Origin of the sequence: Xanthomonas sacchari, assembly GCF_024266585.1 — a bacterium.
Lineage (GTDB): Bacteria > Pseudomonadota > Gammaproteobacteria > Xanthomonadales > Xanthomonadaceae > Xanthomonas_A > Xanthomonas_A sacchari_C.
This window is the reverse complement of the sequence record NZ_CP100647.1, coordinates 2,509,576-2,531,196: the sequence shown is the minus strand read 5'-3', so window position 1 is coordinate 2,531,196 and position 21,621 is coordinate 2,509,576. Positions and strand designations below refer to the sequence as shown.

Annotated in this window: 20 protein-coding genes and 1 tRNA gene; 10 read left to right on the top strand and 11 right to left on the bottom strand. The window is 69.1% G+C overall.

Annotated elements, in window-relative coordinates; genetic code table 11:
* Positions 1-6: 6 nt before the first annotated feature.
* On the bottom strand, positions 7-603 hold the full coding sequence (locus NKJ47_RS10385; RefSeq protein ID WP_019800223.1) for an NfuA family Fe-S biogenesis protein: 597 nt from the start codon (positions 601-603) through the stop codon (positions 7-9).
* An 86-nt stretch (positions 604-689) separates the two neighbouring features.
* On the opposite strand from NKJ47_RS10385, the gene NKJ47_RS10380 reads away from it, so the two are divergent.
* From NKJ47_RS10380 to NKJ47_RS10365, 4 genes are all read left to right on the top strand, one after another.
* Positions 690-1,031 (top strand): 4a-hydroxytetrahydrobiopterin dehydratase, encoded by a 342-nt coding sequence (locus tag NKJ47_RS10380; protein ID WP_254457853.1) that lies wholly within the window; start codon positions 690-692, stop codon positions 1,029-1,031.
* A gap of 5 nt (positions 1,032-1,036) precedes the next feature.
* The gene (locus NKJ47_RS10375) at positions 1,037-1,477 is read left to right on the top strand and encodes an energy transducer TonB (protein WP_254457852.1); all 441 of its coding nucleotides are present in this window, start codon (positions 1,037-1,039) and stop codon (positions 1,475-1,477) included.
* Positions 1,478-1,574: 97 nt separating this feature from the next.
* A complete protein-coding gene (zupT, locus tag NKJ47_RS10370; RefSeq protein WP_254457851.1) occupies positions 1,575-2,396 on the top strand; it encodes a zinc transporter ZupT in 822 nt (273 codons plus the stop codon).
* Positions 2,397-2,523: 127 nt separating this feature from the next.
* Positions 2,524-4,335 (top strand): DUF3300 domain-containing protein, encoded by a 1,812-nt coding sequence (locus NKJ47_RS10365; protein WP_254457850.1) that lies wholly within the window; start codon positions 2,524-2,526, stop codon positions 4,333-4,335.
* A gap of 45 nt (positions 4,336-4,380) precedes the next feature.
* Here the strand turns inward: NKJ47_RS10365 and NKJ47_RS10360 are convergent, their stop codons facing one another.
* Positions 4,381-5,370 carry an RluA family pseudouridine synthase gene (locus NKJ47_RS10360; protein WP_254457849.1) on the bottom strand — a complete coding sequence of 330 codons (990 nt, stop codon included), beginning with the start codon at positions 5,368-5,370 and terminating at the stop codon, positions 4,381-4,383.
* 403 nt (positions 5,371-5,773) lie between these two features.
* Here NKJ47_RS10360 and NKJ47_RS10355 point away from each other — a divergent pair, with 403 nt between their 5' ends.
* On the top strand, positions 5,774-9,292 hold the full coding sequence (locus NKJ47_RS10355; RefSeq protein ID WP_254461399.1) for an Rne/Rng family ribonuclease: 3,519 nt from the start codon (positions 5,774-5,776) through the stop codon (positions 9,290-9,292).
* A 408-nt stretch (positions 9,293-9,700) separates the two neighbouring features.
* Here the strand turns inward: NKJ47_RS10355 and NKJ47_RS10350 are convergent, their stop codons facing one another.
* The gene (locus NKJ47_RS10350; RefSeq protein WP_254457848.1) at positions 9,701-10,348 is read right to left on the bottom strand and encodes a response regulator; all 648 of its coding nucleotides are present in this window, start codon (positions 10,346-10,348) and stop codon (positions 9,701-9,703) included.
* Between the two features lie 461 nt (positions 10,349-10,809).
* Here NKJ47_RS10350 and NKJ47_RS10345 point away from each other — a divergent pair, with 461 nt between their 5' ends.
* The 3 genes from NKJ47_RS10345 to NKJ47_RS10335 all read left to right on the top strand — a co-directional run bounded on the left by NKJ47_RS10345 (position 10,810) and on the right by NKJ47_RS10335 (position 12,661).
* On the top strand, positions 10,810-10,956 hold the full coding sequence (locus NKJ47_RS10345; protein ID WP_254457847.1) for a hypothetical protein: 147 nt from the start codon (positions 10,810-10,812) through the stop codon (positions 10,954-10,956).
* Positions 10,957-11,115: 159 nt separating this feature from the next.
* A complete protein-coding gene (locus NKJ47_RS10340; protein ID WP_254457846.1) occupies positions 11,116-11,946 on the top strand; it encodes an AraC family transcriptional regulator in 831 nt (276 codons plus the stop codon).
* 76 nt (positions 11,947-12,022) lie between these two features.
* Positions 12,023-12,661, top strand: coding sequence for a LysE family translocator (locus NKJ47_RS10335; protein ID WP_254457845.1), 639 nt, complete (start codon positions 12,023-12,025; stop codon positions 12,659-12,661).
* 25 nt (positions 12,662-12,686) lie between these two features.
* Here NKJ47_RS10335 and NKJ47_RS10330 read toward each other — a convergent pair whose 3' ends face one another.
* Positions 12,687-13,874 carry a DUF2252 family protein gene (locus tag NKJ47_RS10330; protein WP_254457844.1) on the bottom strand — a complete coding sequence of 396 codons (1,188 nt, stop codon included), beginning with the start codon at positions 13,872-13,874 and terminating at the stop codon, positions 12,687-12,689.
* Between the two features lie 316 nt (positions 13,875-14,190).
* On the opposite strand from NKJ47_RS10330, the gene NKJ47_RS10325 reads away from it, so the two are divergent.
* Positions 14,191-14,769 (top strand): DUF3617 domain-containing protein, encoded by a 579-nt coding sequence (locus tag NKJ47_RS10325; protein WP_254457843.1) that lies wholly within the window; start codon positions 14,191-14,193, stop codon positions 14,767-14,769.
* Between the two features lie 145 nt (positions 14,770-14,914).
* On the opposite strand, the gene NKJ47_RS10320 is transcribed toward NKJ47_RS10325, so the two are convergent.
* From NKJ47_RS10320 to NKJ47_RS10305, 4 genes are read right to left on the bottom strand one after another with little or no spacing between them, the layout of a single operon-like run.
* A complete protein-coding gene (locus NKJ47_RS10320; protein WP_254457842.1) occupies positions 14,915-16,216 on the bottom strand; it encodes a hypothetical protein in 1,302 nt (433 codons plus the stop codon).
* A complete protein-coding gene (locus NKJ47_RS10315) occupies positions 16,209-16,802 on the bottom strand; it encodes a hypothetical protein (protein ID WP_254457841.1) in 594 nt (197 codons plus the stop codon). Before NKJ47_RS10315 ends, NKJ47_RS10320 begins: the two co-directional genes overlap by 8 nt.
* Positions 16,789-17,367 (bottom strand): hypothetical protein, encoded by a 579-nt coding sequence (locus NKJ47_RS10310; protein ID WP_254457840.1) that lies wholly within the window; start codon positions 17,365-17,367, stop codon positions 16,789-16,791. Before NKJ47_RS10310 ends, NKJ47_RS10315 begins: the two co-directional genes overlap by 14 nt.
* Positions 17,364-17,927 (bottom strand): hypothetical protein, encoded by a 564-nt coding sequence (locus NKJ47_RS10305; RefSeq protein ID WP_254457839.1) that lies wholly within the window; start codon positions 17,925-17,927, stop codon positions 17,364-17,366. Before NKJ47_RS10305 ends, NKJ47_RS10310 begins: the two co-directional genes overlap by 4 nt.
* A 418-nt stretch (positions 17,928-18,345) precedes the next feature.
* Here NKJ47_RS10305 and NKJ47_RS10300 point away from each other — a divergent pair, with 418 nt between their 5' ends.
* Positions 18,346-19,137 carry a DUF5343 domain-containing protein gene (locus NKJ47_RS10300; RefSeq protein WP_254457838.1) on the top strand — a complete coding sequence of 264 codons (792 nt, stop codon included), beginning with the start codon at positions 18,346-18,348 and terminating at the stop codon, positions 19,135-19,137.
* 514 nt (positions 19,138-19,651) lie between these two features.
* On the opposite strand, the gene NKJ47_RS10295 is transcribed toward NKJ47_RS10300, so the two are convergent.
* The 3 genes from NKJ47_RS10295 to NKJ47_RS10285 all read right to left on the bottom strand — a co-directional run bounded on the left by NKJ47_RS10295 (position 19,652) and on the right by NKJ47_RS10285 (position 21,427).
* Entirely contained in the window at positions 19,652-20,011 is a 360-nt protein-coding gene (locus tag NKJ47_RS10295; protein ID WP_254457837.1) for a hypothetical protein, read from the bottom strand.
* Positions 20,012-20,134: 123 nt separating this feature from the next.
* Positions 20,135-20,224 (bottom strand) — tRNA-Ser (locus tag NKJ47_RS10290).
* Between the two features lie 213 nt (positions 20,225-20,437).
* Entirely contained in the window at positions 20,438-21,427 is a 990-nt protein-coding gene (locus NKJ47_RS10285; RefSeq protein ID WP_160947841.1) for a LysR family transcriptional regulator, read from the bottom strand.
* Positions 21,428-21,621: the final 194 nt, after the last annotated feature.

Sequence of the window (21,621 nt, the reverse complement as noted above, 5' to 3'; positions counted from 1 at the left end):
GGGACGTCAGGCGGCCGAATCGCGCGGAATGTAGGGAGCGCTGCCGCTGTCGTGGTCGGTGGCGTCGCGCACCGCGGTCACCCCCGGCACGCGGCCCATCAGCGTCTTCTCGATGCCCTGCTTCAAGGTCACGTCGGCCATGCCGCAGCCGTGGCAGCCGCCGCCGAAGCGCAGCAGCACCACGCCGTCGGCGGACACTTCCTGCACCGCCACGCGGCCGCCGTGCTGGGCCAACTGCGGATTGACCTCGTTCTCCACCACCCAGCGCACCCGCTCCACCAGCGAGGCCGCCTCGCCCGGGGCCTCGCCCTTGATCTTGGGCGCCTTGATGGTGAGCTGCTGGCCGGTGCCCTGGGTGACGTAGTCGATTTCCGCGCCGTCGAGCCAGGCGACGCTGTCGGCGGCCACGTACAGGGTGAAGCCGGCGCAGTCGATCGCCCATTCGTCGCCGGCCAGGTCCGCCGGTTCGGCGAACTCCAGCCGCGCATCGGCGCGCGGGGTGCCGGCATCGACCGCGCTCAGGCGCACGCCCATGCCGGGCACGGCCTCGCGTTCGAGCAACTTGCGGAAATGGGCCTGTGCGTTGTCTGAGATCTGGATCATGCGGGTATTCTAGACCCTTCCATGCCCTGCGCTCATCGCAGGCGTTATGTTTGACCGGCCCCGCCCGTTCCGCCGCAGAGACCCCCATGAACGACCTGATCCCGCTCGTCCAGGCCCATTGCTCGCCCTGCAAGGGCAGCGAGTACAGACTGACCCAGGCGCGCCTGGCCGAACTGCTGCCGCAGGTGCCCGGCTGGGAGGTGATCGAGAACGGCAACGCGATCAGCCGCACCTTCCGCTTCCCCGACTATTACCGCACCCTGGCCTTCGTCAACGCGCTGGCCTGGATCGCGCACCGCGAGGACCACCATCCCGACCTGGGCGTGCACTACGACCGCGTGGTGGTGCGCTACTCCACCCACGACGTCGGCGGCCTCAGCGAGAACGACTTCATCTGCGCCGCCAAGGCCTCCGCCCTTCCGGAATGACCCCCATGACCGCTGTCGCCCGCCCCCTGTTCCTCCTGTTCCCCCTCGCCTGCCTGAGCGCCGTGCTGCTCAGCGCCTGCGGCCAATCCCAGCAATCGCAGCAACACACCGTGACGCAGCCGCCGACCGAGGTCGCCGCGGTGAAGACGCCGCCGCCGGACTACCCGATCGACGTGGCCTGCGCCGGCATCGGCGGCAAGGTGGTGCTGAAGGTGGTGGTCGGCGTGCAGGGCACGCCGACCGACGTGGCCGTGGTCACCGGCAGCGGCCAGGCCAAGCTCGACGCCTCCGCGCAGGAGGCCGTGCGCGGCTGGACCTTCAAGCCGGCCACCCGCAATGGCCAGGCGGTGCCGTGGACCATCCAGGTGCCGGTCAATTTCAACCCGCCGCAGCCGCGCCCGGACCGGTGCTTCGCGCTGGACGCGCAGGCGCACAAGGCCGGCTGAGTTGGCGCCGCGCCCGCGCGGGCGCGGCACATCCCTTCACGCGACACCCGCACCGCGCCGGGTTTGATCGACGCGTCGTCCTCGGAGCCGCCGGCGCATGCTGGAGATCCCGCTGCACAATGTCCTGGTCGCGCTCGGCGTGACCCTGGCCGCCGGCCTGGCCACCGGCCTGGGCAGCGTGCTGGTGTTGTTCAGCAGGGGGCCCAATCCGCGCCTGCTCGCCTTCGGCCTGGCGTTCTCCGCCGGCGCGATGGTGTACGTGTCGCTGACCGAGATCCTCGGCAAGTCGATCGCCGCCTTCAGCGACGCCTTCGACCCGCGCCTGGGCCAGGCCTATGCCACCCTGGCGTTCCTGGCCGGCATGGTGCTGATCGTGACCATCGACCGGCTGGTGCCCAACCCGCACGAAAGCCTCAACAGCCGCGATCCGCTGTTCCGCGACGACAACCGCGCCTACGTCAAGCGCGTCGGCCTGCTCACCGCGGTGGCGATCACCGCGCACAACTTCCCCGAGGGCCTGGCCACCTTCTTCGCGACGCTGGAAAGCCCGGCGGTGGGCATGCCGCTGGCGTTCGCCATCGCCGTGCACAACATCCCCGAAGGCATCGCCATCGCCGTGCCGGTGCATTACGCCACCGGGCGCAAGTCCTACGCCTTCGCCGCCAGCCTGCTGTCCGGCCTGGCCGAGCCGATCGGCGCGCTGATCGGCTATGTCGGACTGGCACGCTTCCTGTCCGATGCGGTATTCGGCGCGGTGTTCGGGCTGATCGCCGGGGTGATGGTATTCCTGGCCCTGGACGAATTGCTGCCGGCGGCCAAGCGCTACGCGCAGGGGCACGAAACGGTGTACGGCCTGGTCGCGGGCATGGCCACGCTGGCGCTCAGCCTGGTGCTGTTCCGCCTGTCCGCACCGGTCTGAACGCACCGGCCGGCGCCGGCTGAACGCGCGCTCGCTGGCCCGTGCGACAGCGCCGCGCAGAAAGGTCGCAGACACCCAAGGCAGCGCATCCTGCGGCCACCTTCGCCCCGCTCCGATGAGGTGTCGCATGGATCTCCGTCCCCTGCCCCCGGCCAGGCTGGCCCTGTTCACCGCGCTGAGCGTGGTGGTGCTGGGCGCGTGCCAGCGACAGGACGCGTCCGCCCCCGCGGCACAGGCCGATGCGCCTGCCGCGGCACCGGCGGCGGCGCCCTACGTGCCGCCGACCGCCGACCAGCTGTATCAACTGGTGGCGCCGATCGCGCTGTTCCCGGACAAGCTGCTGGCGCAGACCCTGGCCGCCTCGGTATACCCGGACCAGGTGGTGTCCGCGCAGGACTGGCTGCGCAACAACCGCACCCTGTCCGCCACCGATCGCCTGCAGGCGGCCGCGGCGCAGCCGTGGGATCCCAGCGTCAAGGCACTGACCGCCTTCCCCGACGTGGTCGACCAGTTGGCCAGCAACGGCGACTGGACCCGCGCGCTGGGCGACGCCTACGCCCACGATCCCAACCAGGTGCTGGATGCGGTGCAGGTGATGCGCCAGCGTGCGCAGGCGCAGGGCCATCTGCGCAGCACCCCGCAGCAGCGCGTGCAGGTGGTGCAGCGCAGCGTGGTCGAGCCGGCGCCGGCCTATGCCGACGCGGTGCCGCCGCCGACCCGCACCATCGTCATCGAACCGGCGCAGCCGGACGTGGTCTACGTGCCGCGCTACGATCCCGACGTGGTCTACGGCGCCCCGGTCAACGTCTACCGCGAGTACCGCTACCGTCCGCCGCGCCCCTACTACGACACCGGCGACCTGGTCACCGCCGGCCTCATTTCCTTCGGCGTCGGCGTGCTGGTCGGCGACGCGCTCGAGCACCACCACCACAGCGTGTTCGGCTGGCTGGAACCGGCGCCGCCGTGGCACAGCTGGGGCTGGAACAACTGGGGGGTGAACTGGGACGCGCCGCCGTCGGCGCCGAACTACGTGGTCTACCGCAACAGCGTGTACGCGCCGCGCACCACCATCATCAACAACCATTACGACAACCGCAGCTACGTGCACAACGACTACCGCGGCGCGCCAACGCCGGCGATGCCGATGGGCGGTCCGGGTGGGCAGCAGGCCTTCGCTGCCGCGCATGCGCCGGGCGCCGCGCTGACCGCCGCGGCGATGGCGGCGCGTGCTCCGGCGGCGGCGTTCGGCCCGGCACGCGCCCAGCCCGGCGCGATGCCGCAGACCATGCCGCACTTCACCAGCCAGATGCTGCAGGCCGGCCGCCCAGTGGCGGCGATGCCACCGCCGATGCAGCGCCCATCGGCTGCGGGCCTGCCGGCGGCCATGGCCGCCGCGCGCGATCCGCGCTTGCTGCCCGGCTTCGCCCAGCGTGCCGCCGCACCGCAACGCTCCCTGGCGATGGCCCAGCCGAATGCGCCGCGCACCGCCCCGTCGATGCCGGTGCCGCAGTTCCACGGCCGGCCGGTGCCGCAGGCGCTGACGCCGACACCGGTGACCCGCGAGGCATTCGCCAATCGGGGCGGCATGCCGGACGCGCGCTACGCCGCCGCGCCGCGGCGCGGCGACCCCGGCATGCAGCCGTCCGGCTTCGCCCGCGAGATGGCACGCACGCCACCGCCGCGCGAGGCGATGCCGGCCGACGCGCCGCGCGCCCAGGTCTGGCGTGCGCCGGCGCCCGAACGCCAGGCGCGCGCCCCGGAGATGCCGCGCGAGGCGATGCGCGCGCCGATGCCGGAACCGCGCCAGGAGCAGCGCGTGGCCCGGTTCTCCCCGCCGCCGCGCATGCCCGCGCCGCGGCCGGCCGACGCGCGGCCGGCACAACGGCCGACACCCGCCCACCACGACGGGCGCCACGACCACGATCATCACGAAAGCTGAGCGCAATGCGCGGGCGGCAACCCTGCCGCCCCCGGCGCGCGGGCCTCAGCCGAGGCGGTTCAGCGCCTCGGCCAGCTCGTCGGCCAATGGCGCATTCAATAGATAAGGCGTCTTGCCGTCGTCGAGGCTGAACTCCAGCGACGCCGCATGCAGGAACAGGCGCTTGAGCCCGACCTGCTCGCGCAGGCGCTTGTTGACCGCCGGATCGCCGTATTTGTCGTCGCCGGCGACCGGATGCCCCAGGTGCTGCGCATGCACGCGGATCTGGTGGGTGCGGCCGGTCTCGATCCGTACCTCGCAATAGGAATGCCCACCGCGCCGTTCCAGCACCCGGAAATGGCTCAGCGACGGCTTGCCCGCCGCGTTCACCTGCACGTGGCGCTCGCCGCCCTGGCGCAGGCCGATGTGCAGCGGCGCGTCCACGCTCATGGTGCCGTCGGGCATGCGCCCGACCAGCAGGGTCAGGTAGCGCTTGCTGATGCCGCGGCCCTGGACCCGGTCGTCCTCGCGCATCAGCGCCTGCAGCTCGGTCAGCGCCGAGCGCTTCTTGGCCACGATCAGCAGCCCGGAGGTGTCGCGATCGAGCCGGTGCACCAGCTCCAGCGACTGATTGGGACGCAGCGCACGCAGCGTCTCGATGGCACCGAAACTGATGCCGCTGCCGCCGTGACTGGCGACGCCCGAGGGTTTGTTCAGCGCCAGCAGCCGCGCGTCCTCGTAGACGATGGCCGCCTCCAGCCGGGCCATGAACGCGTCCGGCGGCGCGCTCTTCTCGCCCTCTTCGGCCAGCCGCACCGGCGGGATGCGCACCTCGTCGCCGGCCTCGAGCTTGCGCTCGGCCTTGGTGCGGCCGCCGTTGACCCGGACCTGGCCGCTGCGCATCAGCTTGTAGATCAGGCTGCGCGGCGCGCCCTTGAGCTGGCCGAGCAGGAAATTGTCTACGCGCTGCCCGGCCCTGTCTTCCGGGACCTTGAGAATGCGCACCGCGCTGGTCGCGACATCGCGCGGCTTCGGAGGGATCGGGGGGGAAGTCATCGGGCAGTTTATTCTGTTACACTCGGGGGGCGAGATAAGGGTTTGATTTCGTTGGAAGTTAGTTGAGGGCCAGAAGCCCGGCTTACGACGATTCCGGCACAGTGCGCGACCACCGCCCCCGGGGCGGCCATGTTAGCGGCTCACCGGCCTACCCGGCCATCGCCGGATGCCGCAAGCGTCCGCGCTGAACATGCCCCGCGTGGCGCCCAGCCTGGCTGGAGTCGCCGCCGGTCCTGAACCACCTAAAAGCAAGAAGCGCTCCCGCGGTTCGCCGTGGTGTCGTAGCGCTGGAAACCCAAGACGCCCACCCCGCGCCTGCGCGATGGGCGACGAAGCGTGACCAGAAGCGAAACCCCATGGCGTTCCGCGCGGTAGCAGCGCGAGGAACGCAACAATGAAGCGAATGCTGATCAACGCCACGCAGGCAGAAGAACTGCGTGTGGCCATCGTGGACGGCCAGACCCTGTACGACATCGACATCGAGCAGCCGTCCAAGGAACAGAAGAAGTCCAACATCTACAAGGGCCGCATCACCCGGCTCGAGCCCTCGCTGGAAGCGGCCTTCGTCGAATACGGCGGCGAGCGCCACGGCTTCCTGCCGCTGAAGGAAATCTCCCGCGATTACTTCCAGGCCGGCGTCGACCACAACAAGGCGACGATCCGCGAGCTGCTGCGCGAGGGCCAGGAAGTGGTGGTGCAGGTGGACAAGGAGGAGCGCGGCAACAAGGGCGCGGCCCTGACCACGTTCATCTCCCTGGCCGGCCGCTACATGGTGCTGATGCCGAACTCGCCCAGCGCCGGCGGCGTCTCGCGCCGCATCGAAGGCGAGGACCGCGCCGCGTTGAAGGAAGCGCTGGACAAGCTGAACATCCCCGACGACATGGGCGTGATCATCCGCACCGCCGGCGTTGGCCGCGATGCCGAAGAGCTGCAATGGGACCTGGACTACCTGCTGCAGGTGTGGAAGTCGATCGCCGAGGCCGCCCTGGCCAAGCCGGCGCCGTTCCTGATCTACCAGGAATCGCGGCTGATCATCCGCGCCTTGCGCGACTACCTGCGCGCCGACATCGGCGAGATCCTGGTCGACACCGAGGAGATGTTCGGCGACGCCAAGGAGTTCATGCAGCAGGTGATGCCGCAGAGCCTGCGCAAGCTCAAGCACTACACCGACGACATCCCGCTGTTCAACCGCTTCCAGATCGAGTCGCAGATCGAGGCCGCCTACGAGCGCAGCGTGCGCCTGCCCTCCGGCGGCTCGATCGTGGTCGACCAGACCGAGGCGCTGACCGCGGTGGACGTCAACTCCTCGCGCGCCACCAAGGGCAGCGACATCGAGGACACCGCGTTCCAGACCAACCTGGAAGCGGCCGAAGAGGTCGCGCGCCAGCTGCGCCTGCGCGACCTCGGCGGCCTGGTGGTGATCGACTTCATCGACATGGCCTCCAACAAGCACCAGCGCGAGGTCGAGAACCGCCTGCAGAACGCGCTCAAGTACGACCGCGCGCGGGTGCAGATCGGCCGCATCTCGCGCTTCGGCCTGCTGGAGATGAGCCGCCAGCGCCTGCGTCCGTCGCTGGGCGAATCCAGCCAGATCGTCTGCCCGCGCTGCGACGGCCACGGCCGCATGCGCAGCGTCGAGTCGCTGTCGCTGTCGATCATCCGCGTCGCCGAAGAGCATGCGATGAAGGAGAACACCGGACAGGTGCTGGTGCAGGCCCCGGTGGAGATCGCCAACTACCTGCTCAACGAGAAGCGCCGCGCGCTCAGCGAGATCGAGAAGCGCCACGACGCGCCGATCGTGATCGTCGCCGACGAGCAGTTGCACACCCCGCACTACGAAGTGACCCGCCTGCGCGAGAACGAGCTGGGCGAGGAAAGCACCAAGCCCAGCTACCAGCGCGGCACCCCGCGCAAGCTGCCGGTGCACGCGCTGACCAAGGCGCAGTTGAACATTCCGGCACCTGCGGTGACCAATGTGAAGCACTCGCAGCCGGCCCCGGTGCGCGAAGTGGCCGAGGAACCGGTGGCCGCGCCGGCACCGGCGCCGGTCGTCGCGCCCGCCCCGGTCGCACCGCCGGCCACCGGCGTGGTCGGCTGGCTGAAGCGCATCTTCGGCGCCGGCGACAACCCGGCACCGGCCCCGGCCGCCGCCGAGTCCGCGCAGCGCCAGCGCCCGCAGGACGGCAACCGCAACCGTCACGACCGTGGCGATCGCAACGACCGCAATGCGCGTCGCGACGGCAACCGCACCGGTGGCCAGGGCGGTAACGCCGCCCGCGGCAACGGCAACAACGGCGGCGGCAACGCGCGCCGCGACGAGCGCCGCGCCGGCAATGGCGCCGCCGCGTCGGCCGCGCAGCAGAATCCGCAGCCGAAGGCGCCGCGCAACGAGCAGGCCGCGCAGCAGGCCAAGCCGCAGCAGCCGCCGCAGACGCCCAAGCCGCCGAAGCAGCAGCAGCCGCAGAACCCGCCGCGCCAGCCCAAGCCGCAGCAGGAGCCGGCACAGGCCACCGTGCAGGGCGACAAGCCGCCGCGCCAGCCGCGTGCCGACGAGGCCGTCGCCAAGCCGCAGGCCGCGCCCGTGACGCCGGCGCAGGACGCCACCACCCTGGCCGCCGCCGCGGTCGCCGGTGGCGCGATCGCCGCATCCCAGGAGCCGGCAGCGGCCGTCGAGACCGCCGCCGCCGCACCCGTGCAGCCGGCGCCGACCGCTACGGCAGCCGGCATCGACGAGCGCGAAAGCGCCGCGGAAACCGCGCAGGCCGTGCCCGCCGGCGAAAGCGCCGATGGCGAGGACGGCACCGGCGACGCCGGCGGCCGCCGCCGTCGCGGCCGTCGCGGTGGCCGCCGCCGCCGCCGTGGCAATGGCGAAGCCGGCGCTGCCGGCGATGCCAGCGGGCTGGACGATGCCGATCTGGATGCCGGCGACAGCGACGGCGAAAGCACGCCGGCGCCGAGCCGCAGCCAGCCGGAGTTCGACTTCGACGACGACGCTGCCAGCGACGACGCCCCGGCCAAGCCGCAGCCGCCCGTGCAGGAGAAGCGCGAGCCGCAGGAAAAGCGCGAGCCGCGCCGCGAGCGTCCGGCCGCCGCCAGCGCGCCGGCACCGGCCAGCGATGTCGTGCCGGCAGTTGCGCCGGTCGCTATCGACCCTGCGCCGGCCCACAGCGCCGCCGCGGCGGTGCAGCCGGCCGCTCCTGCCGACACCGTGGCCGCCGCGCCTGCGCCGACCGCGCCGGTCGCCACCACCTCGGGCGCCAGCGATGCCGCCGCGGCCCACGCCGACACGGTGGTGGCTGCGGCTCCGGCAGCCGTCGCCGAGACCACGCCGGTCGTGCAGGAGAGTGTCGCCAGCGACCACGCGGACGCGCCGACCGAGCGCGCAACGTCCGCCGTCGCGCCTGCCACGCCGCAGCCGCACGCGATCGGTACCGTCGTCGAGCAACCGACCGCCACCGCCGCCAAGGCGCCGGTCGCGGAAGCGGACGCCGCCGATACCACGGCCACGGTCGAGGATCCGGCGGGCGTGACCGCGCCGTCGGCGGCCACCGTCGCGCCGAGCGCGGCGCCGGAAGTCGCCGCCGCGCCCAGCGCTCCCGCGGAGCCGCGTGCGCAGGAGGTAGCCCCGGTCAAGCCGGCTTACGCACCGGTGCAGACCACCCTGCTCGACGCCTTCGCCGACGCACCGGCACAAGCCCCGAGTGGCGACGAAGCGCCGGCCGCGACGTCGACCGAGCCTGCATCGGCCCCCCCGGCAAGCGACAGCAGCGCAGCGGTCGCCACGCCGGCCGTGCAGGAGCAGGCCGCAGCTGCAGACGAGGCGAACAAGAAGGAACGTGCCGCCACGGCCGCGCAGTCCGCAGCGCATGCGCCGCAGGCCGCGGACAAGGCGGACGGCGACGAGCACAAGGAGCGCGGCTGATTCACGCTGCGTCCGCTGCGGCATGAAAGAAGCGGCCTTCGGGCCGCTTTTTTCATGGGCGCGATGACGCGCTCCCCTTGAGGGCGCTCAGGACGATCGCGCTTGCGCCGACCAACGGTCCCCGACGGCGGCTCGCGCGAGCGCCACTGCAGCGTCGGCACGGGACGCGCGCATGCAAGGGCACCTCTGAACCCGCTTCCGTCGCCGTAGAGCCGGATGCCGCATGTCCCGTAGGAGTGGCGACGGGTTTCCCGGTGACGCCCGTCGCGGCTGAAGCCGCTCCTACAGGACCATTACTAGCGGTGCCCTGCAGTCGATCAGCAGCCGCGAACGGATCCGTTCGATCGCACCCACACAACGCAAAAGCGGCCCGAAGGCCGCTCTCGTGCAGACCCGGACACCCCGCGATTACAGCGGGTGCGCCGGATCCAGCAATCCGTACTGGGTGGCCAGCCGCGCCAGGGCGATGTTGTCCTGGATGCCGACCTTCTCGAACAGCCGCGCCTTGTGCGTGTTGACGGTCTTGGCGCTGAGGCTAAGGCGCTTGGCGATGTCCTCCTGGCGCAGGCCGCGGGTCAGCAGCAGCGCCACTTCCAGCTCGCGCGGGGACAGCGCGTCGAACGGCGAACCGCCACCTTCCAGATTGGCCAATGCCAGGTTCTGCGCGATGTTGGCGCCGAGGTAGCGCTTGCCCATCGCCACGTCGCGCACCGCGCGCAGCAACTCTTGCGCATCGCCGGCCTTGCCGACGTAACCGGACGCGCCGGCTTCCAGCAGGCGCTTGGGCAGCGGGCCGTCTTCCAGCACCGACACGATGATGACCTTGGTGCCGTGGTCACCCTTGACGATGCGCTCGGTGACTTCCAGGCCGCTGACGCCGGGCATGTGCAGGTCGCACAGGACGATGTCCGGCTTCAGCTGCCGGATCTGCGGGAGGGCCGTTTCGCCGCTGTCGGCCTCGCCGACGATCTCGATATCCGTTTGATTCGACAGGATCAGCCTCATGCCCGTTCGGACAAGAGCGTGATCATCGACCAGAAAAACCCTGATGGCCATCTCGTATAACCCCAACGCAGCGGATACCGCACGATCAGACTATCTGCGTGAATTATTCAGGGCAATACGATTTCGTAGACAAACAACGACGCTTCACGATGTGCTCATCCGCACCTCGCGAAACGTCATGCTGGCGTCATCAAAACCCTGCCGAGCTTACTCAAGGCTCGGCACGCAGGGTCGAGTGACCTGCCTGCGCTCTCCTGTGGGAAGGCGCACGACGGTTCCTGCGTCAGGCGGGGCCAGTATGCTGGCGCGGCGGGGAAAGCGTTATCAGGACAATCCTGATCTGACGTAAGAATTATCTGACATCCACCCTACCCGCTTCCGGACACCGCGTCGCTGCGGCGGCCGGACAGGGCCGCCGCGATTTTCCGACACGCGGTTCGGAAACGGACGATACGGGACGCTTCGTACGAGGCGCCCACGACCGCCGAGGCCGCCCGCGGCGCACTGCCCGGGTGAACACGATCCGTCCGTCTGCCGCGCAGGACCACGCCGCCTGCCTGGCGCTGTTCGACAGCCCGCTTCCGCACTTCTTCGACCCGGCCGAGCACTTCGTCAACGACATCCGCAGGCGCTTTTGCTCGATCGACATGTTGCGCTGAACGCCGCTTCGGTCCGCGCTTGGCCTGTGCATGCACGCGCATCGAAGCCGCTACCGACGTCCTGCTGCGGCAGTTGGGTACCATGCCGGCATCGCGCAAGCGCCCTTTTCGTCCCAGCGACGCATCGCCATGCCCCGTTCCGCGCCGTCCGCACCGCCCATGCGCGCCGATCCAGCCCCGCTGTTCTGGCGCGACCCGGCGCTGCCGTTCGTCGAAAGTCGCCGTGCCTGCGACAGTCGCGCCTGCTACAGGCCGCACCTGCATCCGACCTACTCCATCGGCGCAGTGGACAGCGGCAACAGCCTCTTCCGCGGTGCCGACGTCGGCCGGATCGCCCTGCATCCGGGAACGCTGGTGTTCGTCCCGGCCGAGCGTGTGCACGCCTGCAATCCCGCGCCGGATTCGGCGTGGAGCTACCAGATGCTGCATCTGGATGCGGACTGGCTGCAGGCGCTGCGCGAGGAAGACACCGACGCCGCCGCCGCCACGCGTGCGGCCGAGTCGATCCGCATCGTCGATGCGCCGGCGGCCTACGCGCGCTTCTGCCAGCTCAATACGCTGCTGTTCTCCGACGCCGAGGCCGGCGCCAAGGAAGCCGCGCTGATCGCGTTCCTCGGCGACCACGACACCGCGCAGGGCCTGCGGATCGAGCCCCCTTGCGCGCCAGCGCACCTCGCCGCGCAGCTGCGCCCGGCGCTGCAACGCCTGCGCAGCGCCCCGGCCGCCGACATCGCCCTGCAGGAACTGGCCGAGCTGGCGGCAATGAGCCGCTATCGCCTGATCCGTGCATTCCGCACCGTCACCGGGATGACGCCGCATGCCTGGCAACTCAATGCGCGCATCAATCTCGCCAGGGCGCGCATCCGCCAGGGCGAACCGTTCGCGCGCCTGGCGCAGGAGCTGGGCTTCGCCGACCAGGCGCATTTCCAGCGGGTGTTCAAGGCGCATGCGGGCGTGCCGCCGGGCCGTTTCCGGCCGCCACGCCCATAGCGGCAGCGCAATTTCGTTCAATCCGCGCCTTGCCGCGATCGGCACACTGCGCCGCACCGCGTTCACGTGTGGCCCGATGGAACAGTTCCTGATGATCGCCGCAGCGCACTTCCTGGCGCTGCTTTCGCCCGGCCCCGACTTCTTCCTGGTCGCCCGCACCTCGCTGGCTGCCGGCTGGCGCGTCGCCAGCGGCGCGTGCCTGGGGATCGCCCTGGCCAACGGCGTGTTCATCGTCGCCGCCTTCGCCGGCACCGCGGCCTTGCGCGCGGACAGCCGCGTGTTCGTGGTCCTGCAACTGGCCGGTTGCGCCTACCTGCTGTATCTGGGCCTGCTGTTCGTGCGCCACGCCGGCCAAGGCACGCTGGAGATCGCCGCCCAGCCACGCCGCGCGGCGCCCGCGGCGTCGGGCGCAGCGTGGTGGCGCGCGGCCGGCATGGGCGCGCTCTCCGGCCTGCTCAATCCGAAAAACGCGCTGTTCTACGCCAGCCTGGCGGCGATGCTGACCGGGCCGCACGCCAGCGTCGGCTGGAAGACGTTCTACGGCGCCTGGATGTTCGGCGTGGTGCTGCTGTGGGACATCCTGGTCGCCGTCCTGATCGGCAACCAGGCGGTGCTGCGCCGCTTCGCGCAGGCGCTGCCATGGCTGGAACGCGGCTCCGGCATCGTCCTGATCCTGCTCGCGGTGGGCGTGCTGGTGGCGCTGGCGCTGCGCTGAGGCATTCGCGCTGTCGTGTTCGCCCTCACGCGGCCAGCGCGTAGCGGCGGCAGTGTTCCAGATAGCCGGCTTCGTGATGGCCGGCGAGCGCGACCACGCTTTCCCAGAGCCACGACGGCGCGTCGATGGCCTTGCGGCGATCGGCGTCCAGCAGCCGCAGCCATGCGGTGCGGGTCCTGGGCTTCATCTGCCGCGCATGCGCCTTGCCGACGACGAAGGCGAGATAACGCGCCGAGCGCACCGCTTCGACGTGATTGAACTGGTCGACCTCCAGCTTCAGGTCGCGCGGCGAGAGCTCGCGAATGAACAGCGAGCGGCCCAGCATCCGCACCGGCAGCATCCTGCTGCCCAGGTACGGCGACAGCGCCCGCGCCGCGGCAATCACCCGTTCGGCGTTGTCCGCCGGCATCCGCGCATCGGGCGCGGCCGGTGCGATCGGCGCGACCGCTTCCTTCAGATCGACCAGCGCATAGGACCAGTGGCCCTTGCCGGTCTTCAACGCGACGATCGCCGCGTAGCGCAGCAGGCCCAGCGAACTGCAGCCCTTCATCCAATACGCGGCATCGACCAGGCGCACTTCGCGGTCCTTGGGCTTTCCCTTCAGCGACAGCACCATCTGCGCCAACGCCGGGTCCGCGAACAGCCGCTGCAGCGCCTCGCGCTCTTCCGGCGCCAACGCCCAGAACTTCTCGCCCAGCGGGATGCGCGGCTCCACCGCCTGCAGGCGTTCCTTGGCCAGGTGGCGCCAGCGCCGGCCGAAGGCCTCGCGGCGGATGCTGCGCACGGTCTCGGGTTCGGCACCGGGGTGATCGCGGGTCGGATCCTCGATGGCGGCGCGATAACCGTCGATCATCGCCTCCATCATCCGCGCGGTGGTGACGCCGGGCAGGTCAGATCCGCGTGCCGCGGTGGCCAGCGACAGGCCCAGGCGAATGAGATCGTGCGCGGGATTGCCGATCACGCCCTGGTCGAGGTCACGGATCTGGATCTCGACGCGACCCTCGCCGTCGGCGACCGGCCCCAGGTTGCCGAGATGGCAGTCGCCGCAGATCCAGATCGCCGGGCCCGTCGGCACGCGCCGCGCCGCCGGCGACGCCGCCAGCCATTCGTAGAACCTGGCGGTATTGCCGCGCACGTAGGCATGCGCGGAGCGGGCCATCTTCGAGGTGCGCTTGTTTTCGAGAATGGCGAGGCGTTCGGCGGGGCTAGGCATGGTCGAAGCGGAGCAGATAGCGTATGGGTCACGCATGACGGCGCAGACGCTAGCAGAGCCGAACGCAATGGACCGTGCACGGCAGGCGCGCCCGCAACGCGTTCCGCTGTCGCCGGGGACCGCGCGGCGGTGGCCCGAACGCAGCCGCGCGGTGCGTCGCGGGTCCGATCGGCTGCTCCCGTGACTGGGCGAGCCTGCGGCGAGCGGTCCGCGCCTGCACGCCGGCCTGGGCAGGCGCCAATCGGAGACGTCGACGTGATCTTAATCACACCCCCCGCTATGCTCCGCGCACCTCACATAACTTAGGGAGAAGTTCATGCGTCTGACCATGCCGGCAACCCTTGCTGTCTGTGTGCTGCTCGCCGCCTGCAGCAAGGGCGGCGACAAGAACGGCGACAATGTCGCCATGTCCAACGCCTCGGTCGCCGACGTGGCCAAGGTGCAGGCGGCCAAGCTGCAGCCCGGCGAATGGGAGATGCGGATCGAGCAGGTGAGCAGCGAGACCACCGGCGGCTCCGGCAACACGCCGCAGATGCCGAAGATGCCGCCGAGCACCGCCAAGGTGTGCCTGACCGCCGAGCAGATCAACAATCCGTCGAGCATCTTCGGCAGCGCCTCGCCGATGCAGAAGAACTGCGTCTACGACACCTTCAACATGAAGGACGGCAAGATCGACGCGAAGATGCATTGCACGATGGGCGACATCAAGGTCGAAGGCACCAGCACCGGTACCTTCACCGCCACCGAGATGGCGTCGGAATCGCACTCCACGGTCAGCGGGCTGCCCGGCGGCATGTCGATGAAGACGCACATGAAGCTGGACGGCAAGCGCCTGGGCGAGTGCCAGCCGGGCGACCTGAAGGCGGGCGAGCCCAAGGCGCCAGCTGCCGGCTGAGCCAGCGCGTCCGCGCGGGCGATCAGGGAGACGCGATGCCGATCCCCTTCTCTGCAGCGCCGCGATGGTTCACCATCGCGGCGTTTTTTGTTGGCGCCTGCACAGCACCGCCCGCGGCGCCGCGAACACGGCGCGATGCCGTGGACTACTTCAACGCCCGCCAGGCCCGGCCGGCACGGAAGGCGCGCTCCAGCGTCGCCGCGAGCAGGCAGATCTTCAGCGTCTGCGGCAGGATGCCGTCGCCGGGATCGCTGGGCGTGCCCAGCACCACCGAGAGCTGGTTGGCGATCGCCTGCCACACCACCTGCGGATGCGGGCCGATCAGGCGGGTCAGGCCCATCCAGGCCCAGGCCGAGGCCCAATCCAGGGCGCGATACAGCACGATCAGCGTGACCAGCGCCGCCAACCCTGTCGCGCCGGCCAGCTGCACGCTGTTGGCGGCGGCGCGATAGCGCGAGACGGTGCCCGCCCAGAAATGGCCGATGAAGTCGCGCAACCAGGTCGGCAGCTTGCGCCAGAGCCCGAGCGTGCCGTCGACCTTGCGCGACCACTTGCCGGCGGCGTTCAGTTCGGCGTTGTGCACGTCGTAGCGGTAGATCAGCGCGGCCAACGCCAGCCAGACCACCGGCAACAGGGCCGAGAAGAAGATCACCACCAGCGTATCCGCCACGCCCGGCGGCGCCTGCTCCACCGCACCCGGCAGCGCGGCATGCGCAACGCCGATCGGATGGCTGATGCCCTGCCACAATTGCTGGCCGAGATCGGCGATGCGCAGATGCGCCAGCCAGCGGAACACCCCGCCCTTCCATTCGGTGAGCACGTACATGCCGACGAAGGTCCAGCCGGCCTCGCACAGCACGATCAGCACGTTCCACGCCGGATGCGCACTGCGCTGCTTCTGTTTTTTCGCGGCGCGCCGGATCAGCCACAGCAGCGCCACCGAGGCCGCCAGCCACCAGCCGCCCGACACCTCGAACAGGGAGCCGGTGTAGGTCGGGTCGAACGGATTGAACTGTCCCAATCCCTCGCGCCCGTAGGCGCGGATCGTCTCGCCGAGGAAGCCCCAGGCGGCGTAGTAGGCGAAGAACGGCACCAGCGCCTGCGACACGATCGTGGACAGGCGGCGCCAGCGCGCCCTGCCCGCGTCGTCCGCTGCCGGCGCATCGTGTTCGGGCAGTGCCGCGCTGGCGATCGCCGGCAAGGCCGGGCGCAGCGTCTCGAACAGCAGCACGATGACCACCAGCTTGACCAGCACCACCAGCGTCAGCGACAGCAGACCGGCAAGCCGGTTGCGATAGCCGATCCACACCGCGGCCTGCATCAGCAGTTCGTTGAGCAAGACCCCGGCCAGCGCCACGGCCAGCAGTTGCGGCAGGTAGCGGACCCACAGCCGCAGCGTGTCGCCGATCAGCCCCAGCGGCCCACCGCGCAGCGCCGTCTCAGTCATGGCCTTGCTCCCGCGCGAAGCGAAGAAAATGCGGGCGACCGCCGCGCGTGCTCACGGTGAGCCGCAGCTGCGCGGCCACCGCACGCGGGACCAGGTAGTAGCCGTCGATCGCCAACGGCACGCCCGGCTTGGCCGCGGACACGGCCAGCCCATCGCAGGCCACGCCGGGCGGCTCGCCCGGCCTGGCCAGGGCACGCTGCAACAGGTCCGGCACGGTGTCGATCGCGGCCCAGGAACGGCCCGAGCCATCGACCAGCGTGAGCCTGCAATCGCTCCACTGCGCGCCGGAGGCGCCCGGCACGAGCGACAGCCGCGTGCGCACGAAGGTGCGATCGGCGGGCAGGCCCGCCACGAGCGGCAGCACATCGACCGACGCGAGCCGCACCGTCGCCCCGTCGTAGTCCGCGGCCTGCGCCGTCGCCACATCGACCGGCCGCCATTCGCGCGCATGCAGCAGTTCCACGGCGTCGCGCCAGCCGGTCGCGGCCATCGTGCACGGCACCAGCACCACCAACGCCGCAAGCGCGAGCCAGCGCATGCGCCGCTCGGAAACGGCAAGACCCACATCGCGTTCAGAGGCGTGCATGCAGCGCATCCAGATCGAGCACGTCGGTGACCGCCGCTCCGGCCGGCAACGGCGGATAGCGCACCTGCGCCTCGGCCGTCAGTTGCGGGTCGCGGTCCTCCGCCAGCACCAGCGTGCCGCCTGCCGTAGCGAGCGCGGACGGCAGTTCGAACACCAGGACGTCCTTGCGTTCCAGCCCGGGCTGCAGCGTCTTGATCGACGACAGCACCGCATCGCCCATCTCCGCGCGGCCGCTGGCGCGATAGCGGCGCCCGTCGGGCGTCGCCCAGACCCGCCCGTACACGCGCGCGGTCGCGCGCGCGACCTTCGAACGCACCGGCACCACCAGCCACACGCCACCGCTGTCGCGCTGCTGCACCGCACCCGCCGCCTTGAAGCGGATCGCGTGCGCGAGCTGCGGCGTGCCGGCGGCCACGGCCAGATTGTCGGTCTGCACCCACGCGCCGGGCGCCCCGGACACCGCGATCGGACCGGTGATGCGCTCGTAGCGCGGCATCGTCCAGCGCATGCCGGCGAGCAGCACGAAGCCCAGCAGCAGGATCGCGACGGCGGCCAGCCGCTTCACAGCGCACCTGCCGGCGTACCGGGACGCGACGCCCCTAGCGGCAGTTCCACGACCCCGACCGGATGCGGATCGGTCCACAGCGGCTGCGCATAGAGATTGTCGAAGGCCTTGAAGGTACGGGCGGTGACGTCGAAGCGCACGCGCCCCGGCGCCCGCTCCGTCGCCGGATAGGTCCAGACCAGCGCGATCTGTTCCGGCAGGCCCGGCTGCAATTCGGTGGTGGCCGCGCGGTCGCGCAACAGATAGGCCGTTGGCCGCGCATCGGCTCCACGCGGTGGCGTCTTCAACGCCACCGCCTGCACCAGCGAGCCGCTGGTCTCCGTGGTGCGATTGGTCGCCTGCAGATACAGCACGATCGCCTTGCGACCGTCGCGCGAGACCGTCTCGCCATTCGGCAGCCGATCACTCGCCTCCGCACGCGCGAAGCGCAGCGACCACTCGCCCGCGGCAACGTCCTTCCCGGCCTGCAGCGCGGGCGGCACCGGCACGTCCTTGGCCTCGAACAACCCGATGCCCCACCCCACCACGATCGCGGCAATGCCACCGATCCCGGCCAGCATCCGTGTCCGCCACTGTCCTAAGGAAGCTTTGCTCACCAAATTGGGTGACCCTTTTGGAGCTCGGGCGGAACGTAGCACTGGCCTGCGAAAAGATGCAACCAAACCGTATAGTGGACTCATCAGCAAATTCACCAAGCCGAACACTCTGCGGCTGCAGCTCTCCTGCGTATTGAATCAGACGATCTCGCCCGGGCTTCCGCATGCCCCCCCTGGACAGTCATCATTTGCGCAATTTCGCCCGGTCGCGCAACAGCAAAGCCGCCCGGGCGGCTTCAGACGAAATAAATTTCACAAATATAGATTTCAAAAAATAACCTTATGAATCAAATATTTGCGAGATATTTCAGGAATTTTTTTAAATAAGATTTTCGTCCGTAAAGCCAGGGCTACTGGATCTAGTTGCACGATGTCTCGAGGCATGCTGAAATCCATTCGTCCGCTTGCCTCGGACGACAAGGGGATCCACATGAACGACAAGATTATCAAGCCGCCATACACCTCATATAAGAGCTTCTTGACCCTTATGAGTGATTTGCGGAATCACGACGTGCTGCCCGCAGCAATCGACCGCAGCTTCCTAAGCAAGCGTTCCGGCTCCGAACAGTCTGCGCTTATCGCAACGCTCAAGTGGTTCAAGTTGGTTGATGAGGTCGGGATCCCCACAACGCTTCTGGATGAGTACATCGCAGCCGACGAGGAGAAAGCCAAGTCCATGCTCAAGGGCATGGTGATTGAATCCTACGGCGCCATAACCAATGGAACTTTCAACCTGCGTAGCGCAACAGCTGCGCAGCTCGCAGAACAGTTCAGGCAGTATGCGATTAGTGGCTCAACACTGGCGAAGTCCGTAACTTTCTTCTTGGCAGCGGCGAAGGACGCGGGTGTCGTAGTCAGCCCTTTTGCGAAGGCGCCACCAATCGCCGGGAACGCAGGGAGCAAACGTAAGACAAAGCCAACGACCGCAGCGCAAGTCACTCAGACGCCAACGCCCTATCCGATACAGAAGGCAACTCCGCCCGCGGGCGAAGGCATGATCTCTATCCCGATCCCGATCTTCGGCGGAAAGAATGGGCAGATCGTTTTGCCAGACAAAATGACCGAAAAGCAATGGAATTCGGTCGTAAAGATGACGCAGTACATCCTCGAGAACTATCGCGAGACGATGGGGGAGGAAGAGAACGAGGACGAAGAGGAGGATAACGACCTATGAGAAGAACAGAAGGCCGCCCGTTGAAGCCCGCTACCACGGGCGGCAAAAAAAAGCCCCAACCCAAGTCCCCATCGCAAAATAGGCTTGAGTTGAGGCGCTAGGCAGGCAAAACGCCGGTGTGGATGGTCCGGTATTGAGATCGCCTTTGGCGAGGCAGTCTCAACAATCCTCCGGACCTCCGCACTGGCATCACGGCATGGCAGTCGGGGGCGTCCCTCTGCTGGTTCCGAGGCCCTTACAGCAAGGGGAGTATAGCCCCTAGGACTTGGAATTCCGATATCGCCCTCACAAACCGGCTTTGCAGGAAGACTTATGTCCCACGCCAAGACGGTGCATGTGTGTGCGTATACACGGTTCCGGAAGGGCCGCCTGGAGTACGTCACTTCACATTGGCGCAGCCCTCCGGGCTAGGCGCAACACCCGGGAGCGCCCTTCGGGGCGCCTCCCGTCCTTGCAAGAACGAGCCCTTCGCAAAAGCATTGCGCAAGATGCACTCGGCTGGCGAGAGCCATGCCTACCTATATCCCTTCGCCACTTGCTGAGCGGTGTCGCAGTGCTGATGGATCAGGCGCGTGTTCGCTGCCGTATAGCCATAGATGGCATGGATGCGGTCGAGAACAGCACCCTTCTCGGGCAGCACTTCATCGCAAAGCGGACACACGCCGCTTTGCTCCTTCATCTTGAACCGCTTCAGCCGACGCCGCTCCGCCGGCTTGCTCCGCTCGTCATATGCCAACTCCTTGGCGATCTTGCGGCGATAAGCGAAAAGCAACTCGGGATCGCCGTCACTCAGAGCGCGAAGCCACTCGCGAATCTCAACCAGGAGCACGCGGGCTAGTTTGAGCTGTTCGGGTGTTAGGCGCGGGTTGGACATACGCGACGACAGCTCCTGCAGCCAGCAGGCATACTTTCCACCCGCCTAACAGACAACCTCTGACTCGGACATGGGCAAGAGAATTTCTGAGTCCGTAATAGTTTCCTACGGAAAAGCACTATCTGGCGGAGAGAGTGGGATTCGAACCCACGGAAGGTTTGACCCTTCGCCGGTTTTCAAGACCGGTGCCTTAAACCGCTCGGCCATCTCTCCGTTTGCGAACGCGGCGGTGCTGCGGAAGAACGTCGCAGCCGCTTCAAGCGCAGCGCCGCGGGAGCGCGATGCTGCAGTGCCTGCCCCACTCGAGGCGGTCGGTGCCGCTGACGGCACCCGATGCTCCCCGAACCCGGGGCCACCGACACAGGCGCGCATTTTCGCACGCCCGTGGCGGTTTTGCGCGACCGATGTGCGCGGCCGGCGTCTCGCTCAGCCCGCTTCGACCGCCATCGCGCCCAGGGTCGAATGCTTGGCCTTGGTGCGCTCGGGGCAGTTGCCGCCGCAGTCCAGGCGCGAGGCCTCGATCTGGCGCGGCAGGTGTTCGGCGAGGAAGTCGATGAACACGCGCACCGCCGGCAGCAGGCCGCGGCGCGAGGCGAACACGGCGTGGCAAATGCCCTGCGGCAGCGACCATTCCGGCAGCACCACTTCCAGTTCGCCGTTGCGTACGGCTTCGGCGCAGACGGTCTCGGGCAGCAGGGTGATGCCGAAGCCGTCCTTGACCATCGACTGCAGCAGCGGGAAGTCGAAGCCGGCCACGCGCGGCTGCAGGTCGACGCGGCGCACTTCGCCGGCCGGGCCGTGCAGTTCCCAGCGCTGCCGGGCTTCGTCCTCGCTGATGCTGAGGGTGACGTGCGAGGTCAGTTCCTCGGGGTCCTTGGGGCGGCCGGCGCGGTCCAGGTACTTGGGGCTGGCGACCAGCAGTTCCTGCACCTGGCCGAAGCTGCGCATCACCAGGCTGCCGTCGTCGTCCAGGCGCGACCGCACGCGCAGGGCGACGTCGTAGCCTTCGTTGATGATGTCGACGCGGCGGTTGCTGATGTTCAGTTGCAGCCGCACCTTGGGGTATTGGTCCAGGAACATCGGCAGCAGCTTGGGCAGCTGCATCTGCGCCAGCGACACCGGCACGCTGACCCGCACCAGGCCGCGCGGCTCGGCGCTGAGCCGGTCGACCACCTCGCGCGCGGCCTGCGCCTCGGCCAGCATGGTCTGGGCGTGGCGGTGCACGCTCATGCCCAGGTCGGTGACCGCGAAGCGGCGCGTGGAGCGCTGCAGCAGGCGCACGCCCAGGTCGCTCTCCAGCTGGCTGATGCGGCGGCTCAGGCGCGATTTTGGAATGCCCAGCGCCCGCTCGGCGGCAGCGAACCCGCCGTGGTCGACCACCATGGCGAAGTAGTACAGATCGTTGAGGTCATGCATGTTCTTTCGATATTTAGAACGATGGGGACAATCGGATCCGGTTCATTCTACTCCTACAACGAATTTCGCTGCAGGGACGCCGGTCGCGCTTGCGTCGCGATGCTCGGGCAGGGAGATAAGCGCGGGAAGGGTAACCCCGGCCGGGCTAGCGCGAGGTGACGGGCGAGGGGTTCGGCGCACGCGCAATGCCGCCT